Raw genomic sequence first — 17,253 nt, 5'->3', positions numbered from 1 at the left:
GGCCCTACCCCCGCTCACCTCAGGCGTCGCGGCGGGCGAGCACCACCGCACCCGCCGCCAGCGCCACCGCCGACCAGCACAGGAGTACCACGCCCGCCGCGAACGGTCCGATCCCCACCGGCCCCAACGCCAGATCGGTGTCCATGAACCCCGCACCGGCCACGAACAGCGTCCGCTCGCCCAGCACCACCGACAGCTCGCCGCCCATCATCAACAGCATCACCGGCAACCCCACGATCAGCAGGAACAGCGTGGTCAGCGCCCCGGCCACCGACCGCAGCGCCGCACCCGCCCCCAGCGCCGTCACCGCGACCAGCGCCAGGTACACACCCTGGCGCAGCACGGACACGACCGCCTCGCCCGCCTCCAGCGTCCCGTACCCCGCCAGGTAGGGGTGGGACATCACCGCGAACGACAGCACCGTCCCGACCGCCGCGGCCACCACACCCAACACGAACACGAACCCCGCCGCCACGACGGCCTTGGCCGCCAGCAGCCGCCACCGCACCGGCACCGCCTGCAACGACGCGTGCAACGACCGGGAGGAGTACTCGGTGGTGATGACCGGCAGCACCAGGCCGACCACCACGAACTGCACCACCCACAAAGTGGCGTAGGCCGCCATCTCCGGGGCGGGCACCTCCGCCACCGGCACCGACCCGTTCTGGGCGTTGGACACGGTGGAGACCGCCACCGACGGCGCCACCGCGCACATCAGCACCAGCGCCACCGCGGCGCCCCACCAGGTGGTGCGCACCGACCGCAACCGCACCCACTCCGCGGACACCGCCGCACCCAGGTCCGACAGGGCACGGCGCGCACCGGCCGGCCTTTCCACAACGGCGACCGGCATCATCGCTCTCCCCCGTTCCGGGCGGTGTACTGCACCGCGTTCTCGGTCAACTCCCGGTAGGCCTGCTCCAGCGAGGCGTCGCGGGTGCGCAGCTCGTGCACCACCACCCCGGCCCGGTGGGCCAGCTCCCCCACCCGCTCCATCCCCAGGCCGGTGACCACCAGTTCGGTGGGGCCGGGCCGCTCCACCGTGGCCCCCTCGGCCGCCAGCGCGGCCACGAGGTCCTCGGGGTGGGGGCTGCGCACCACCACCGCCGTCCACGCGCTGTGCGCCAGCACCTCGGCCAGCGGCGCGTCGGTGATCAGCCGGCCCCGCCCGATCACCACCAGGTGGTCGGCGGTCAGCTGCATCTCGCTCATCAGGTGGCTGGAGACGAACACGGTGCGCCCCTGCCCGGCCAGCTCCCGCATCAGCTCGCGGATCCACCGCACCCCGTCGGGGTCCAGCCCGTTCACGGGCTCGTCGAACAACAGCACCCCCGGATCCCCCAACAAAGCCGCGGCGATCCCCAACCGCTGGCTCATCCCCAGCGAGAACGTCCCCGCCCGCCGCCGGGCCGCACCCTCCAGCCCCACCCGCTCCAGCACCTCGTCCACCCGCCGGTCGGGGATGCGGTGGGTGCGCGCCAGCGCCAACAGGTGGGCGCGGCCGCTGCGCCCCGGGTGCACGGCACGGGCGTCCAGCACCGCACCCACATGGTGCAGCGGCCTATCCAGCTCCCGGTAGGGGCACCCGCCCACCAGCGCCCGCCCCGACGTGGGGTGGTCCAGCCCCAGCACCATGCGCATCGTGGTGCTCTTGCCCGCACCGTTGGGCCCCAGGAACCCGGTGACCCGCCCCGGGCGCACCTGAAGGTCCAACGAGTCCACCGCCAACACGTCGCCGTAGCGCTTGGTCAATCCCCGCAGGGTGATCATCGGCTCTCCCGTCCTCGCTTCCCGACGGTGCCCATGCTGGCCGCCGCGCCCCGGCCCCGGCCATGGTGCCGCCCGCCGAAGAGGGGTGCGGTTTACCGCAGGACACCCCGCCGCGACCTCTGGTACGGTCACACCATGCAGCGCGCCCACAGCACGACGACGCCGGAGATGCCACCGGCGCGCTGACTCTTGCACTCAACGAAGCCCCGGGGCGCACCTCCCCGGGGCTTCGCGCATCCGGTGGTCCGCCCCCGCACCCTCGGGAGGAACCCGTGACCACCGCCGACCACCGCCGCCTGGGCCGCGACCTGGACCTGTTCGACACCGACCCCCTCATCGGCGCCGGACTGCCGTTCTGGCTCCCCGACGGCGCCACCGTCCGCCACACCCTGGAGGAGTACGTGCGCGGCCTGGAACGCGAGGCCGGGTACGTGCACGTGTACTCCCCCGCCCTGGGCAAACGCGCCCTGTACGAGAAGTCCGGCCACTGGGCCCACTACCGCGACGGCATGTTCCCGCCCCTGGACGACGGCGGCGACCAACTGGTGCTGCGCCCCAGCCTGTGCCCCCACCACGCCCTGCTGTACCGCTCCCGCGGCCGCAGCCACCGCGAACTGCCCCTGCGCGTCGCCGAACTCGGCGACATGTACCGCCAGGAGCCCTCCGGGTCCCTGGGCGGCCTCACCCGCGTACGCGCCATCCGCCTCAACGACGCCCACATCTTCTGCACCCCCGACCAGGTCGTCGACGAGACCGCCAACGCACTGGACCTCATCGGCCGCGCCCACCGCGCCCTGGGCATCACCCCCCTGCGCCACCGGCTGTCCCTGCCCGGCCCCGGCGGCAAGTACGCGGGCGAGGCGGCCACCTGGCAGCGCGCCACCGGACTGCTGGTGGCCGCCCTGGAGCAGGCCGGCCTGGACTGGGAGGAGGGCCCCGGCGAGGCCGCGTTCTACGGACCCAAGATCGACGTGCAGATCGCCGACCCCGCCGGACGCGAGTCCACCCTGTCCACCGTCCAGGTCGACCTGCACCAGCCCGAACGCTTCGACCTGCACTACACCGGCCCCGACGGCGCCCGCCACCGGCCCGTCATGGTCCACCGCAGCGTCATCGGCAGCATCGAACGGGTGGTCGCCCACCTCACCGAGGTCCACCAGGGCGCCTTCCCCGCCTGGCTGGCACCCCTCCAAGCGGTGGCCCTGCCCGTGACCCCCGACCAGGAGGCGGCCGCCGCCCACCTGGCCGACCGGGCCCGGCGGCGCGGACTGCGCGCCGACACCGCCCCCGCCGACACCGGCGCCCTGGGCGCCCGCATCCGCACCCACCGCCTGGTGCCCTACCAGGCCGTCATCGGCGCCCGCGAGGCCGCCCAGGGCACCGTGGCGGTACGCCTGCGCGACGGCCGCCGCCTCCCCGCCCTGCCGGCCGAGGAGTTCCTGGACCGGGCCGCCGCCCTGGCCGCCGCCCACACCACCGACCTGTGGGACGAATAAAACCCCCGGTACCGGGGGCCGGCCGACCCGACCGCGCCCCCGGCACCGGAATACGACGGTAGCCTCAACGCGTCAACACAGTGCGGGGAGGAGAACAGGGTGTCGGACAGCTGGACCGCGATCGACTTCGAGACCGCCAACCAGGACCGGGGCAGCGCCTGCGCCGTCGGCCTGGTCAAGGTGCGCGACGGAATCATCGCCGACCGCCACACCACCCTGATCCGCCCGCCCGCCGGAATCGACTTCTTCTCCCGCCACAACATCGCCGTCCACGGCATCACCCCCGACGACGTCGCCGACGCCCCCACCTGGCAGAGTGTCCACGCCCGCATCGTGGAGTTCGCCGACGGCGACCCCCTGGTCGCCCACAACGCCCCCTTCGACATGGGCGTCATCACCCAGGCCTGCGCCCGCACCGGCCTGGCCACCCCCGCCTGGGACTACGCCTGCACCCTGGCCCTGTCCCGCCGCACCTGGGCCGAACTGCCCGACCACCGGCTGCCCACCGTCAGCGCCCACATCGGCCACCGCGTCACCCACCACCACCGGGCCGACGCCGACGCCGAGGCCGCCGCCCGCATCGCCATCGCCGCCATGGAACGCCACGGCACCACCTCCCTGGCCGACCTGGCCCGCGCCGCCGGCAGCACCCTGCGCCGCCTGACCCCCGCGGCCCCGGCGGCCCCCGCACCGGCCCCGGCGCCCCAGGCCTCCGGCGAGGACCGGTTCGCCCGCTGGCAGCGCGCCGCCCGCACCGACCTGCCCGCCCCCTCCCCCGACGCCGACCCCTCCGGCCCCCTGTACGGCAAGGTCGTGTGCGTCTCCGGCGACCTGGAGTCCATGGACAAGCCCGAGGTGTGGCGGCGCATCGCCGAGGCCGGCGGCACCCCCGCCAAGAACGTCACCAAGAAGACCGACATCCTGGTCATCGGAGGCCACGACGGCCCCGGCAAGACCTCCAAGCACCGCCAGGCCGAGACCTACGCCGAACGCGGCCAGGCCATCGCCTTCCTCACCGAGGCCGACCTGCTCCTCCACCTGGGCATGACCACCGGCGCCTGACCACAGGACACGAAAAAAAGGGGGCCGCCCGCACCGCGGACGGCCCCCCTCGACCCCGACCCGTCACCGCTCCGCGCGCTGGCGCGGGAACCGCAGGATCGCACCGCTGCCCGCGGCGGGCTCACCGTCGTCCAGCACCTCGCTGAACCCCGCATCCGCCATCACCGCCGACCGCAGCATCAGCGCACTGGCCGGGGCCCGGAACGCCGTATCCGGATCGTCCAACCCCTCTGGCTTGGCCGCCACCAGGATCGGCGCGCTGGACGACCCCCACAGCTCCGGCTCACCGTCGCGCTCGGCACCCAGCAGCAGCGTGCGCACCCGCGCCTCCGACAGCATCGGCAGCGTCGACTCGGTACCCCGCACCGCCTGGTCCTGGGCGAGCTTTTGCTCGAACTCCTCCAACGCCCCCTTCTGGGAGTCGGCCACGAACGCGCGCAACGCCTGCGCCGCGGCCTGGTGCAGGCGCTGCTCCGCATCGGGCCCGCCGCGACCGCCCGGCACCACCTCGATCGGGATGGAGAGCCTGCGCTCATGGATGTTGTCGCGCAGATACGAGATCGCCTCGTCGTCCCCGCCCACGATGATGATCCGGGCATCGACCTCCGCCACCGCCTCACGCACCAGCTCGGCCAGCCTCGCGGTGTTCTCCCGCCAGGTCTCCAAGTGGTACTGCTTGCGGACGTAGTCGCCGTTGTACCCGCCCAGGCTCCCCGGCCCCCCGCGCCCCATCGTGTCGATGTTGTGCAGGTCCGCACCGGTGAAGTCCCTCTCCGACACCGGCCTGGGATCGGGATCGCCCGCGTAGGCGAACACCTTCGCCTTGACCCGGTCCAGGGCCACCAGCGCGTACGGCAGGTGCCGGCCCCGGTCCACCACCACCGGCAGCGCGTCGGGGACCGGCGCCCACAGCGCCCGGTCCCGCGCCGGCGGCTCACCCAGCGTGTACTCGCCCAGCAGCCGCCCGCCCGACGCGAACAACGCCTGGCCGTGGTCGCCGTAGGCCCGGGAGGAACCCTCCCCGACCGCCTCCTCCAGCACGTCCAAGGTCGCCTCATCGGCCCCCTGGGCGCTCAACCGCTCGCGCAGGTGCCGCCAGCGCAGCTCGATCTTCTTGTCCGCGTCGGTGGTGTCACGGCTGGTGTCCAGATGCACCGAGGCCACCGGGGCGTCGTTGTCGTACAGCGGTCGCAGAAAACCAAGGTCCATGTATCCGCGGGGCGCGATCCGGGCCTCGCCCCGCCCACCTCCTTCTCGGGGTCGGCCTGTCGGGCCATCCTCAGCTGAGGGTGCTGCCACCGTAACCGCCCACGTCGGGGGCGACGCAAGTCCTTGCCCAACGATTCCCCGACCTTGCCCGAAGCCGGAGCGTACGACCCGACACAACACGCACACCCACGGTCGGGTACGCACACCCCCGCACCCCCTAGCGTCGAAGACCGAAGAAAGGAGCACGACCGTGCTGGAGGCACTGAACCGGGCACTGGACCTGGTGGAGGAGGACACCTCCCGGCCGGTGGACGTGGCACGGATGGCGCGCGCGGCGCTCACCTCCGAACACCACCTGCGCCGCATGTTCACCTCCCTGGCCGGGATGCCCCTGTCGGAGTACGTGCGCCGCCGCCGGCTGACCCTGGCCGCGGTGGAGGTCGCCCAGGGCGACGCCACCCTGCTGGACATCGCCGTCCGCTACGGCTACGGGTCCGCCGAGGCGTTCGCCCGCGCCTTCCGCGCCCTGCACGGGGTCGGCCCCGGCCAGGCCCGGCGCACCGGCGCGGTCCTGACCTCCCAACCGCGCATGACATTCCGACTGACCGTGGAAGGAGGTACCGCCGTGCGGTACCGGATCGTGGAAAAAGAGGCGTTCCGCCTCGTGGGGTACCGGGCACGCGTGCCCCTGGTGCACGAAGGCGTCAACCCGGACATGGACGCGTTCGTCCGCGGCCTGGGCGAGGCCGCCTGGGAGCGCCTGGCCGCCCTGTCCGACGGCGAACCCGGCGGAGTCGTCTCGGCCGTGGACGACATCGAACCCGAACGGGCCGAGGGCAGCCTGCTGGACTACTACCAGGCGGCGGTGAGCACCGCCCCCGCCCCCGAGGGGATGGACGTCCTGGAGGTCGCGGCGGGCACCTGGGTGGTGTTCCCCTTCGAGGACGTGCCCTTCCCCGAGGGCATCCAACGGGTGTGGGTCGACGCCTACGGCCAGTGGTTCCCCTCCCACCCCACCCACCGCACCGCCCCGGGCCCCGAACTCGTCACCGCCGACTACGGCGAGGACGGGTCCACCGCCTCCGGAGAGGTCTGGGTGCCCGTCGAACGCGTGTGAGACCCGGCCCCCGCCTCGGCCGCGCGCACCGCCCGCGTGGTCAGGCGGGCCGCCGACACCGCCACCAGGGCCGCACTGAGCACCCCCGCCACCAGGAACGGGGCCGACAGCGCCCACACCCGCCCCACCACCGGCTCCAAGGCGGCGGCCAGACCCCCCGCGGCCAGCGCCCCCACCGGCGCGGTCCCCCACCCCACCGTGCGGTAGGCCGCCAGCACCCGCGACAGCAGGTGCCCGGGAACGATGCGCTGGCGCAGCGACACCGTCACCACGTTCCACCACATGGTGAAGAACCCCACCGCCACGAAGCACACCGCGAACACCCACACACGGTGCACCGACCCCACCAGGAGGTAGCCGACCGCCTGCACCGCCAGGGCGGCGGCCAGCGCCACCCCCGGCGCCACGAGCGGCACCAGCCGGTGCACCACCTGCGCCCCCAGCACCATCCCCGCCGACACCGCCGTCAACAGCAGCCCGAACCCGGCCGCCCCCACCCCCAGCACGTCCCGGGCGAACAGCACCAGGACCGCGGCGTTCATCGACGCCGCCAGATTGGACAGACCCAGCACCACCGCCAGGGTGCGCAGCAGCCGGTGCCCCCACAGCCACCGCACCCCCTCGCCCACCAGGACCCGCAACGGCACCGCCGCCCCCGCCCCGGCCGCCGGCGTGAAATCCCCGCGCAGGGCCAGCAGCGCCCCCACCGCCCCCGCCGCCAACAGGGCCTGCGCCCCGAACGCCGCCGCCGCGGACACCGCCACCAGCACCCCCGCCAGCGGGGCGCCCGCGAACCGGCCCGCGACCTCCTCCACACTCCACAGCATCCCGTTGGCGCGCTCCAGGCGCTCGCGCGGCACCACCATCGGCATCAGGGACTGGGCGGTGTTGTCGAAGAACACCTCGCACACCCCCACCAGCAGCGCCGCGGCGACCACCACCGGCACCGGCGCCGCCCCCACCGCCGCCAAAGCGGCCAGCACCACCAGGACCAGCGCCTTGCCCGCCCCCGCCCGCACCATCAGGCGGCGCCGGTCCATCCGGTCGCCCACCGCCCCGGCCACCAGCGCCCCCAGCCAGGGCAGCCGCCCCGCGGCCGCCACCGCCGCCACCGCGACCGGGTCACCGGTCAACGTGGCGGTGTACCAGGGCAGCGCCACCAGGGCGATGCCGTCCCCCAGGTTGCCCAGCGCCCCGGCGGCCAGCAGCCGCCGATAGCCCGGGCCCAGCGGCGGGAGCGTACTGCCAGGGGCCGCCATGGGGCCTCGCCTCCTCGGTCCGGGAACGGTGCGCGCCATCCTGGCACACCCCGCCGCCCCGCAGGGGCCGCTCTGCGCACCGCAGAACCCGAACCCCCACATGTACACTTGTACATGTACGTTTGTTCCAGAAACCGTGGAGCGCCCCCGTGACCGACACCGACCGCGGCTCACCCCGCCCCCGCGACCCCCGACGCCGCCGCCGCGCCATCATCGAGGCCGCCGCCGACCTCATCGTCGGCGAAGGCGCCGCCCACCTCACCCACCGCCGCGTCGCCGCCCGCGCCCAGGTCCCCCTCGGCTCCACCACCTACTACTTCTCCTCCCTCACCGAACTCAAGACCGCCGCCCTGGAACACCTCACCCGCGAAAGCGACACCTGGCTGGAACAGGTACGCACCACCCTGGCCGACCACCACGGCGACCCCCGCGGCCTGTGCGACCTCATCGCCCACTACCTCGCCGACCGCGGCCAGGTCGCCACCGATTTCGCCCTCGCCGCCGCAGCAGCCGACGACCCCGCCCTCCGCCCCCTGGCCCTGACCTGGTTCAACGGCCTCGTCGACGCCCTGACCGCCTACACCGACCCCCACACCGCCCACGCCGTCGCCGTCTTCACCGACGGCGCCCTCATCCACGCCCTCCTGCACGACACCCCCCTGGACACCGACACCCTCTACCGCTCCATCACCGCCCTCCTGCACACCGCCCACCCGAGGACCCCATGACCGCCCACCCCCCGCCCACCACCACCCCGACCCGGCGCCGCCGCTGGGCCGGCCTGGCCGTCCTGTCCGCCGGCCTCCTCGTGGTCGCCATGGACATGACCGTCCTCAACGTCGCCCTCCCCGACCTGGCCGCCCACCTGCGCCCCACCGCCGCCCAACAGCTGTGGATCATCGACATCTACTCCCTGGTCCTGGCCGGCCTGCTCGTCCCCATGAGCGCCCTGGCCGACCGGTGGGGCCGCCGCCTCCTCCTGCTCACCGGATTCACCGTGTTCGGCGGCGCCTCCCTCCTGGTCCTGCTCGCCGACACCCCCGCCGCCGTCATCGCCGTACGCTCCCTCCTGGGCGCCGGCGGCGCCATGATCATGCCCACCACCCTGTCCATGATCCGCAGCCTCTTCCCCGACCCGCGCGAACGCGCCACCGCCCTGGGCGTCTGGGCCGCCACCTCCTCCCTGGGCATGGCCGTGGGCCCCATCCTGGGCGGACTGCTCCTGGAACACTTCACCTGGCACGCCGCGTTCCTGGTCAACGTGCCCGTCATGGCCGCCGCCCTGGCCGCCGGCCTGCTCCTGCTCCCCGAGGCCCGCGACCCCGCCCCCGGCACCTGGGACGCCACCGCCACCGTGCAGGCCATCGTCGGCATGGTCGCCCTGGTCTGGGCCATCAAACACTTCGCCAAGGCCGGCCCCGGCGACCCCGCCGCCTGGGCCGCCCTCGCCGCCGCCCTGGCCGTGCTCACCTGGTTCGTCCTGCGCTGCCTGCGCCGCCCCGACCCCCTGCTGGACGTGCGCCTGTTCGCCCGCCCCCAGTTCACCGCCGGGGTCCTGGCCGCACTCACCTCCATGCTGGCCATGGCGGCCCTGCTGCTCCTGGTCGCCCAATGGCTCCAACTGGTCCTGATGCTGTCGCCGTTCATGGCCGGGATCCACCTCACCCCCATGGCCGCGGGCGCCGTGATCGCCTCACCCCTGGCACCCCGGGTGGCCGACCTCATCGGGGCGCGCGCCGCCCTGTCCGGCGGACTGGCCGTGGCCGGAGCGGGCCTGGCCCTGCTCCACCTGGCCCCGCCCCTGGTCCCCGTCGTCCTGACCGCACTGCTGCTCATCGGCTGCGGCGCCGGCGCCCTCACCATCGCCTCGGCCATCATCATGTCCGGCACCCCCGCCGCCAAGGCCGGCAACGCCGCAGCCATCGAAGAGACCGCCTACGACCTGGGCAACGTCCTGGGAGTGGCCGTCCTGGGCTCCATCGCCGCCGCCCTCTACCGCGCCCGCCTGGACACCGCCGGCATCACCGGCCCCACCACCATCGAACTGGCCCACGCCCGCGAATCCCTGGGCGCCGCCCTGGAGATCGCCGAACACACCGGCACCGCCGAACTGGCCGCCCGCGCCGGCACCGCGTTCACCGACTCCCTGTCCCTGACCGGCCTCATCGGCGCGCTCGTGATGCTCACCGCCGCCGCCGCGGTCTTCGCCCTGGTCCCCCGCCGACTGGACCTGCACACCCAGCACCACTGACGCGCACCGCCCCCGCCCCCCGAAAAACGGGGACGGGGGCGGGGGCGGCGGGTCAGATACCGGTCCGGCTCAACCGCGTACGCGAACGCTCCAGGAACCGGCGCAGCACCTCGTTGAACCGCTCGGGCCGCTCCAGATTGGGCAGGTGCCCCGCCCCCTCGATGATCTCCACCACCGAATCGGGGATGCGCACATGCATCGCCTCGGTGAACTCCGGCGGCGTGAACCCGTCCTCCTGCCCCGCCACCAACAGCGTCGGCGCCGAGATACGCCGCAGCAACGGCAGGTGGTCGGTCCGCTCGGCCCGGCCCAGCAGCGCCGCAGCCGCACCCTCCGGCGGCGCCGCGTACATCATCGCGCGCACATGGTCGGCCACCGCGGGCAGCGCCCGCACATTGGCCTCGGTCATCATGCCCACCAGCATCTCGTCGGTGTAGCCCACCATCCCCTCGGCCCGCAGCCGCGCCGCCACCGCCCGCCGCGACGCCCGCCCCTGCTCGGTCTCGGCATAGGGGTTGGTGGCCGCCAGCGTCAGGGAGTCCACCCGGTCCGGGAAGAGCCGGCACAGCTCCAGGGCGATCTGGCCGCCCATCGACAACCCCACCACCCCCACCGAGTCCAACCCCACATGCTCCAGCAGGGCCGCCAGGTCACGGGCGAAAACATCCATGGTGGTGACCCCCGGGACGACCGTCGTACGGCCGTACCCGCGCAGATCCGGCACGACCACCCGGAAACCGCGCCCGGCCAGCGCCCGGACCTGCGGCTCCCACAAGGTGTGGTCGAAGGGGTGCCCGTGCACGAACAGCAGCGGATAGCCCACGCCGCGGTCCACATAGTGGACGTCGATACCGCGCACGCGGGCTGTACCCGTTCCGTCACCGTTCACCGGGTTCGTCTGATGTGCCACAAGAAACGATGCTATTCACGCGCGCAAGAGCATCGATCCGTGGGGTACCGCACACCAACGGGGAAGGGCCGTAGGCGGTCCCTCGACACCTACGGCCCCCGCGCATCGCGACCTCCGTCCTCGGCCACGGCGCCCGCGTGGCGAACACCACGCCCCCCTCGGGGTCCAGGACACCCGATCACAGGAGGAGACGCCCCGGGCACCGGTCGGGTTCGGCCCCCGCGGCGACTTCATCGCAGGAATCATCCCCCCGCGACCCGACCGGCGAAACTTTCCTACCCGCCCGAACGCCCCCTGCGCCCCAGCACCCACGCCGCCACCAGATAGGGCGCCGCGAACACCGCGAACGCCCACCCGTGACCGGTCAGCGCGAACACCACCGCGTACAACGGATACGCCGCCGTCGTCACCAGATCCGTGCCCAGCCCCGCCACCGACGTCACCGTGGCCCGGCTCGACCCCGTGATCCGCTCCTGCAACCGGGCATCGGCCACCACACAGGCCGCCTGGCACACACCGAACCCCGCACCCAGCAGCACCCACCCCACGGCACCGCCCACCAGGGCCCCCGACGCCACGGCCACCGCCGCCGCACCCAGCAGCACCGCGAACACACCGGCCGGCAGACGCGAGACCGGGCCGGCCAGCAGACCGCCCACCGTCACCCCCGCCCACACCACCGCCAGCACCGCGGGCACCCCCGCGGCCGCCACCCCGTGGCCCGACACCAGCAACGGCACGTACTCGTCCAGCATCCCCCAGAAGGAGGTCACCACCACCAGCAGCACGACGGCGCCCCGCACCCGCCGGTCCCGGCGCACCTGCACCAGCCCGGCGCGCAGGACCGCACCGTACTCCCGCAACGTGGCGGGCTCGGGGTCCTCATCCCCGTCCCCACCGGCCTCCGCGGCGGACGGGACGGCCGGGGCGGAGGGGTGGTGGGGCCGGTGCGGACCCGCCCCCACCACACCCGGCGCCCCCAAGGCGCCCCCCGGGCCCGGACGGTACTCGGGCAGCACCAGACCGGCCAGCGCGCACACCCCGCACACCGCCACACTGGCCGCACCCACCGCCGCGTACCCGCCCCAGGCCATCACCGGCACCGCGACCAGGGTGGCCGCACCCACCGCCGCCACCCCCAGCGCCCGGGCCACACCCATCACCCGCGCGTAACGGCCCACCGCACCACGGCGGGCCAGCTCGTCGTGGACCAACGCCTCAAGGCAGCCCGAGGACAGGGAACCCCCCACCCCCCACAGCACGAACCCCGCAGCGAACACACCATAGCCCGGCGCCAGCAGCCACAGGGCGAAACCGGCGGCCGTGAACACCGGGGCCGCCGCCAACAGGTACCGGCGCGGGACGACGTCGGCCAGAGCCCCGGCCGGCACCGAGAACACCAGCCCCACCCCGGACCAGAGCATGAAAAGGGAACCGATCTGCGCCACCGACAGGCCGTGGTCGGCGAACAGCAGGGCGTACACCGGATACAGGAGGACGAACTCCTCCGCCGCCGCGTACACGTACAGCGGCCCGGTCAGCCGGAACACGCGCGCGCCCGGGGCGCGCACGGACTTGACAATCATGGATGAGGTCTTTCGGTCGAACGTGCAGGGACACCAAAGAGCGGTGCCCCCGGGCGGGGCCCGGGCACGGACCGAAGACCGTCGTAGGACTTAATGTCGCTTGCGCATGCCGCCAGCATACGCCGCCCCCGCCCCCAGCGCAGGGGCAGGGGCGGCGCACACCCGAAGGGACCGGAACCGGGACCGGGACCGGGACCGGGGGATGGTGCGCCCTCGCATCACGACCGGTGAACACACCGATCATGCACACCCCGCCCCCGCGACGGCAAAAGGTTCCCCCGAACCGTCGCGCACCGCCACCGATTCGTCACCCCATGTCAGAAGATGTTCACTCCGGCAAGACCGGAGAGTTCGCCCCCCTGTGACCGGATGGAACACGGCCCCGCCACCCCCGGCGGGCACCGACCCGCACCGAGGAGAACCCATGCCGGACACCCCCATCACCCGCCGCCGCGTCCTGGCCGGCGGCGCGGCCCTGGGCGCCGCCGCCCTGGCCGGCGCCGCCCCCTGGAACACCCCCGCCGCCGCGGCCGCCCCCCGCCCGGCCCCGCGCACCGACCCCTTCACCCTCGGCGTCGCCTCCGGCGACCCCGACCACACCAGCGTCGTCCTGTGGACCCGCCTGGCCCCCGACCCCCTCGCCCCCGACGGCCGCGGCGGCATGCCCGACCGGACCGTCGACGTCCACTGGCAGATCGCCGAAGACGAACACTTCACCCGCCCCACCGCCTCGGGCACCGCCACCACCGGCCCCGACGACGCCCACACCGTCCACATCGAGGCCCGCGGCCTGCGCCCCGGCGCCCACTACCACTACCGCTTCCGCACCGGCACCCACATCAGCCCCGTCGGACGCACCCGCACCACCCCCGCCCCCGGCGCCCGCACCGACCGCTTCGCCTTCGCGTTCGCCAGCTGCCAGAGCTTCACCCACGGCCACTACACCGCCCAACGCCACCTCGCCGACGAGGACCTCGACCTCGTCGCGTTCCTGGGCGACTACATCTACGAGACCGGCGAGACCGGAACGGCCGGCCGCCCCCACATCCCCGCCCATGAAGTCCACGACCTGCCCGGCTACCGCATCCGCCACGCCCAGTACAAGACCGACACCGACCTCCAGGCCGCCCACGCCGCCTTCCCCTGGGCCGTCGTCTTCGACGACCACGAACTGGAGAACAACTGGGCCGACGACCACCCCCACGGCGGACAGCCCTCACCCGAGTTCACCCGCCGCCGCGCCGCCGCCCTCAAGGCCTACTACGAACACATGCCCCTACGGCCCGCCCAACGCCCCCACGGCCCCGACCTGCACCTGTACCGCACCCTGACCTTCGGACGCCTGGCCCGCCTGCACCTGCTCGACACCCGCCAGTACCGCGACGTACAGTCCACCCCCGACCGCGAGGACCCCGACCGCACCCTCCTGGGCGCCGAACAGAAAAACTGGCTGCTGGACGCACTGGCCACCACCCCCGCCCAGTGGAACATCCTCGCCCAGCAGGTGTTCTTCTCCCAGCGCGACTTCGCCGCCGGCACCCCCCGCAGCTTCAGCGACGACGCCTGGGACAACTACAAGGCCGAACGCGACCAGGTCCGCGACCACCTGGCCGGCGTGCGCAACCCCGTGGTCATCACCGGCGACGTGCACGCCAACTACGTCGTCGACATCAAGGCCGACTTCGACGACCCCGCCTCCGCCACCGTCGCCACCGAACTCGTCGGCACCTCCTTCACCAGCGGCGGCGACGGCACCCACCACAACCCCGGCGACGCCGTCCAGCTCGCCGAGAACCCCCACATCAAGTTCATCGACCGCACCCGCGGCTACGTCCGCAACACCCTCACACCCACCCACTGGCAGGCCGACTACCGCACCGTGGAACGCGTCTCCACACCCGGGGCGCCCATCACCGACCTGGCCCGGTTCACCATCGCCGACGGCACCCCCGGAGCGGTCCCCCAGGCATGACACACCCCTTGTGGGGCCCGCCCCCAGGGCGGGCCCCACAAGGGGGTCAGGACTCCGCCGGCGCGATCCACAGGGCCTCGGCGGCCACCAGCCCCAACGACCGGTCCCGCCCCCGGCCCCCCGGACCCGAACGCACCGTGATGCGCAACGACCCCGCGAAGGGCAACCGCTCCTCGACCCGCACCGTCATCCCGATCCCGATCTCGATATCGGCCAGGTACCGCAACAGGTCGGGGTCGGTGTCGTTGACCCGCACCACCGTGCCCTCCACACCCTCCTCGGCCTCCGACAGCAGCACCGAGGGCCGCTCCACCACACGCCCGTCACTCGTGGGGATCGGATCACCGTGCGGATCGACCACCGGATCGCCCAGATACGACGCGATACGGTCCACGAACTTGTCCGACACCACGTGCTCCAGGATCTCGGCCTCGTCGTGCACCTCGTCCCAGGAATAGCCCAGCGCCGCCACCAGGTACGTCTCCAGCAGACGGTGGCGGCGCAGCACCGACAGCGCCGCCTTGGTCCCCTCCTCGGTCAGGCGCACCGACCCGTACCGGCGGTGGTCCACCAACCCCAGATCGCCCAGCTTGCGCAGCATCCCCGACACCGAGGAGTTGGAGACCGACAACCGCTCCGCCATCCCGGAGATGGTCACCGGACCGGTACCGCGCTCCTGCAGGTCGTAGATGACCTTCACGTAGTCCTCAACCGACGTGGACGGTCGTGTCGGGGTGTCGTTCATGGTCGTAACCGTATCGCGGACCACCCCCGCGCCACGATTTCCGCACCACCCCCCACCACGGCCCTCACCGGCCGGGGGAGGCGAAGGACAGGCCCCGGGCGGCCAACTCCTCCTCCAGGATCCGCACCGCCTTGGGGCCCACCCCGTGGATCTTCAGCAGATCCGCCGCCCTCACCCGCGTCAGGTGCTCGAACCGGGTGTAGCCGTGCAGCGCCAGCTCACGCGGCGCCACCTTGCCCATCCGCCGGGGGAACTCGGTCGCAGGCACCCCCTCCTGCCCGTCCATGGCGACCCTCCCGCCGCATCGACGACACGTCCGGGACGAGCCTAGAGCCTGCTTCGGACGCTCTCCCGTGCGGAACACCCGGCGGGGTTCTCCAGGCCCCGCGGGAGCGGTCCCCGAGCAAGGCCTGCGGCCGTCGAGGGGGCGGCGGGTGACGGGCGGGCGAGGACCGCGACGGAGGTTCCGGAGACCCCGCCCTCGGGCGTACCGGGTACGGTGGCCGGGCCGCGGCCGCAGGCCGCCCGTTGAGGACCTCTGAGGACCTCCTGCCACCCGACGGGCGGGCCGCAGCGCAACAGGGGTCGAAGCACGGCCCGGACGCCGACACCGGCCCTCAGGCCGGGCAGCCGTCACCGCCCGGCACCAGGTCCGGACGCCCCCGCGAGACCACGCGCACCCCCGCCACACCCACCTCGCGGACCTGCAGGGAACCGCACGCACAGCGCACCCACACCGTCGACCCGGCCGCCGTGGCATGCCGGGACACCACACGGAAGGGCTGGGAGTCGGGCCAGCCGCAGTGCGGGCAGGTGCTCGTCATCGTCGTCCTCGATTCCTTCTCCTCGGAGACCGGACCCCTCCAGCCTCCCTCTCCACACCATCAATGTCCACGTTGAATTTCTGGACAAGACCATGAAGCATGGACTACATGATCGACCTACGGCGCCTGCGCGTCCTACGCGCCGTCGCCCACTACGGAACCGTCACCGCCGCAGCCGAAGCCCTCCACATGACCACCTCGGCCGCCTCCCAACAGATCCGCCTGCTCGCCGGAGAACTCGGCGTCCCCCTGCTCGAACCCCGCGGCCGCGGCGTACGGCTCACCCCCGCCGCCCACGACCTGCTCACCCACGCCGACGACATCACCGCCCGCTGGGAACAGGCCGAGATCCAGATCCGCGGCCTGGGCACCGAACCCGCCGGACTCCTGCGCGTCGCCTGCTTCCCCGTCGTGATGTCCCGCCTACTGGCCCCCATGGCCGCCCGCCTCTCAGCCGACCACCCCCGACTGGACGTACGCCTCACCGAGACCGAACCCGGACCCGCCCTGGACCTGCTCTTCCAGGGCGAGGTCGAACTCGCCGTCATCGAAGCCGCCCCCGGCGTCCCCCCGCCCACCGACACCCGCTTCGACCAGACACCCCTCCTGGACGACGTCCTGGACCTCGTGGTCCCCCACGGCCACCCCCTGGCCGACCTCACCGAGGTACCCCTGGCACAGGCCGCCGACCAGACCTGGGTCCTACCGCCCCCCGACACCACCTGCCACGCACACGCCATGTCCGCCTGCGGCGCCGCCGGCTTCACCCCCCACGGCCCCCACCGGGCCCGCGAGTGGAGCGCGGTCGCCGCCCTGGTCGCCCACGGCCTGGGAGTCGCACTCATCCCCCGCCTGGCCGACCTGCCCGCCCTGCCCATCACACGCGTCCCCCTGAAGGGTAAGCCGTCCCCCGCGCGCAAAATCCTCACCTGCACCCGCCGCGGCTCGCGCACCCACCCCGCCGTCACCGCCGCCCTGACCCTCCTGACCGGCCTGGCCGCCGACCTCGCCCGCCCCCGCCCCTGAACCGCACCCCCGCCCCCCGCACCGCA

At 73.7% G+C, this 17,253-nt stretch carries 16 protein-coding genes; 7 read left to right on the top strand and 9 right to left on the bottom strand.

All coding sequences use genetic code 11. From position 1 onward, the window contains the following. Positions 1-19 precede the first annotated feature (19 nt). Positions 20-787: an ABC transporter permease gene (locus tag ACFVNO_RS30340; protein ID WP_355264544.1), complete on the bottom strand. Its 768-nt coding sequence runs from the start codon at positions 785-787 to the stop codon at positions 20-22. A gap of 65 nt (positions 788-852) precedes the next feature. Beyond that, the gene (locus ACFVNO_RS30335) at positions 853-1,770 is read right to left on the bottom strand and encodes an ABC transporter ATP-binding protein (protein WP_378897794.1); all 918 of its coding nucleotides are present in this window, start codon (positions 1,768-1,770) and stop codon (positions 853-855) included. Between the two features lie 272 nt (positions 1,771-2,042). On the opposite strand from ACFVNO_RS30335, the gene thrS reads away from it, so the two are divergent. Both thrS and ACFVNO_RS30325 read left to right on the top strand, forming a co-directional pair. Next, positions 2,043-3,266: a threonine--tRNA ligase gene (thrS, locus tag ACFVNO_RS30330; RefSeq protein ID WP_378897791.1), complete on the top strand. Its 1,224-nt coding sequence runs from the start codon at positions 2,043-2,045 to the stop codon at positions 3,264-3,266. A gap of 99 nt (positions 3,267-3,365) precedes the next feature. Continuing rightward, on the top strand, positions 3,366-4,328 hold the full coding sequence (locus ACFVNO_RS30325) for an exonuclease domain-containing protein (protein ID WP_378897788.1): 963 nt from the start codon (positions 3,366-3,368) through the stop codon (positions 4,326-4,328). Between the two features lie 63 nt (positions 4,329-4,391). On the opposite strand, the gene ACFVNO_RS30320 is transcribed toward ACFVNO_RS30325, so the two are convergent. Next, entirely contained in the window at positions 4,392-5,537 is a 1,146-nt protein-coding gene (locus ACFVNO_RS30320; protein ID WP_355264532.1) for a hypothetical protein, read from the bottom strand. A gap of 250 nt (positions 5,538-5,787) precedes the next feature. Here ACFVNO_RS30320 and ACFVNO_RS30315 point away from each other — a divergent pair, with 250 nt between their 5' ends. Next, positions 5,788-6,654: an AraC family transcriptional regulator gene (locus ACFVNO_RS30315; protein WP_355264529.1), complete on the top strand. Its 867-nt coding sequence runs from the start codon at positions 5,788-5,790 to the stop codon at positions 6,652-6,654. On the opposite strand, the gene ACFVNO_RS30310 is transcribed toward ACFVNO_RS30315, so the two are convergent. Further along, positions 6,594-7,913: an MFS transporter gene (locus ACFVNO_RS30310; protein WP_378897784.1), complete on the bottom strand. Its 1,320-nt coding sequence runs from the start codon at positions 7,911-7,913 to the stop codon at positions 6,594-6,596. The genes ACFVNO_RS30315 and ACFVNO_RS30310 overlap by 61 nt on opposite strands. A gap of 149 nt (positions 7,914-8,062) precedes the next feature. On the opposite strand from ACFVNO_RS30310, the gene ACFVNO_RS30305 reads away from it, so the two are divergent. Continuing rightward, on the top strand, positions 8,063-8,641 hold the full coding sequence (locus ACFVNO_RS30305; RefSeq protein WP_378897781.1) for a TetR/AcrR family transcriptional regulator: 579 nt from the start codon (positions 8,063-8,065) through the stop codon (positions 8,639-8,641). Then, positions 8,638-10,164: an MFS transporter gene (locus ACFVNO_RS30300; RefSeq protein WP_378897778.1), complete on the top strand. Its 1,527-nt coding sequence runs from the start codon at positions 8,638-8,640 to the stop codon at positions 10,162-10,164. The genes ACFVNO_RS30305 and ACFVNO_RS30300 overlap by 4 nt, the downstream gene beginning before the upstream one ends. A 52-nt stretch (positions 10,165-10,216) precedes the next feature. Here the strand turns inward: ACFVNO_RS30300 and ACFVNO_RS30295 are convergent, their stop codons facing one another. Both ACFVNO_RS30295 and ACFVNO_RS30290 read right to left on the bottom strand, forming a co-directional pair. Next, positions 10,217-11,023, bottom strand: a complete 807-nt coding sequence (locus ACFVNO_RS30295) for an alpha/beta fold hydrolase (RefSeq protein ID WP_355264518.1) — start codon at positions 11,021-11,023, stop codon at positions 10,217-10,219. 326 nt (positions 11,024-11,349) lie between these two features. Next, positions 11,350-12,660: an MFS transporter gene (locus tag ACFVNO_RS30290; protein WP_378897775.1), complete on the bottom strand. Its 1,311-nt coding sequence runs from the start codon at positions 12,658-12,660 to the stop codon at positions 11,350-11,352. A 424-nt stretch (positions 12,661-13,084) separates the two neighbouring features. Here ACFVNO_RS30290 and ACFVNO_RS30285 point away from each other — a divergent pair, with 424 nt between their 5' ends. After that, on the top strand, positions 13,085-14,632 hold the full coding sequence (locus ACFVNO_RS30285) for an alkaline phosphatase D family protein (RefSeq protein WP_378897772.1): 1,548 nt from the start codon (positions 13,085-13,087) through the stop codon (positions 14,630-14,632). Between the two features lie 46 nt (positions 14,633-14,678). On the opposite strand, the gene ACFVNO_RS30280 is transcribed toward ACFVNO_RS30285, so the two are convergent. The 3 genes from ACFVNO_RS30280 to ACFVNO_RS30270 form a co-directional block, all read right to left on the bottom strand. Continuing rightward, positions 14,679-15,377: a metal-dependent transcriptional regulator gene (locus ACFVNO_RS30280; RefSeq protein WP_220561295.1), complete on the bottom strand. Its 699-nt coding sequence runs from the start codon at positions 15,375-15,377 to the stop codon at positions 14,679-14,681. 64 nt (positions 15,378-15,441) lie between these two features. Beyond that, positions 15,442-15,663, bottom strand: coding sequence for a hypothetical protein (locus ACFVNO_RS30275; RefSeq protein WP_378897769.1), 222 nt, complete (start codon positions 15,661-15,663; stop codon positions 15,442-15,444). A gap of 331 nt (positions 15,664-15,994) precedes the next feature. After that, positions 15,995-16,201, bottom strand: a complete 207-nt coding sequence (locus tag ACFVNO_RS30270; RefSeq protein ID WP_355264506.1) for a hypothetical protein — start codon at positions 16,199-16,201, stop codon at positions 15,995-15,997. A 108-nt stretch (positions 16,202-16,309) separates the two neighbouring features. Between ACFVNO_RS30270 and ACFVNO_RS30265 the strand changes: the two genes are divergently transcribed. Further along, entirely contained in the window at positions 16,310-17,227 is a 918-nt protein-coding gene (locus tag ACFVNO_RS30265) for a LysR family transcriptional regulator (protein ID WP_355264503.1), read from the top strand. Positions 17,228-17,253: the final 26 nt, after the last annotated feature.

The sequence above is a fragment of the Nocardiopsis sp. NPDC057823 genome (genome assembly GCF_042797335.1).
In the GTDB taxonomy this organism is placed as follows: domain Bacteria; phylum Actinomycetota; class Actinomycetes; order Streptosporangiales; family Streptosporangiaceae; genus Nocardiopsis; species Nocardiopsis changdeensis.
The sequence above is the reverse complement of the archived record's forward strand: the minus strand, read 5'-3'. Positions and strand labels throughout refer to the sequence as shown.

Coding starts and splice junctions, on each gene's coding strand:
- ACFVNO_RS30335 (WP_378897794.1), bottom strand. CDS start 1,770: ATGATCACCCTGCGGGGATTGACCAAGCGCTACGGCGACGTGTTGGCG.
- ACFVNO_RS30320 (WP_355264532.1), bottom strand. CDS start 5,537: ATGGACCTTGGTTTTCTGCGACCGCTGTACGACAACGACGCCCCGGTG.
- ACFVNO_RS30310 (WP_378897784.1), bottom strand. CDS start 7,913: ATGGCGGCCCCTGGCAGTACGCTCCCGCCGCTGGGCCCGGGCTATCGG.
- ACFVNO_RS30300 (WP_378897778.1), top strand. CDS start 8,638: ATGACCGCCCACCCCCCGCCCACCACCACCCCGACCCGGCGCCGCCGC.
- ACFVNO_RS30290 (WP_378897775.1), bottom strand. CDS start 12,660: ATGATTGTCAAGTCCGTGCGCGCCCCGGGCGCGCGCGTGTTCCGGCTG.
- ACFVNO_RS30285 (WP_378897772.1), top strand. CDS start 13,085: ATGCCGGACACCCCCATCACCCGCCGCCGCGTCCTGGCCGGCGGCGCG.
- ACFVNO_RS30280 (WP_220561295.1), bottom strand. CDS start 15,377: ATGAACGACACCCCGACACGACCGTCCACGTCGGTTGAGGACTACGTG.
- ACFVNO_RS30275 (WP_378897769.1), bottom strand. CDS start 15,663: ATGGACGGGCAGGAGGGGGTGCCTGCGACCGAGTTCCCCCGGCGGATG.
- ACFVNO_RS30270 (WP_355264506.1), bottom strand. CDS start 16,201: ATGACGAGCACCTGCCCGCACTGCGGCTGGCCCGACTCCCAGCCCTTC.
- ACFVNO_RS30265 (WP_355264503.1), top strand. CDS start 16,310: ATGATCGACCTACGGCGCCTGCGCGTCCTACGCGCCGTCGCCCACTAC.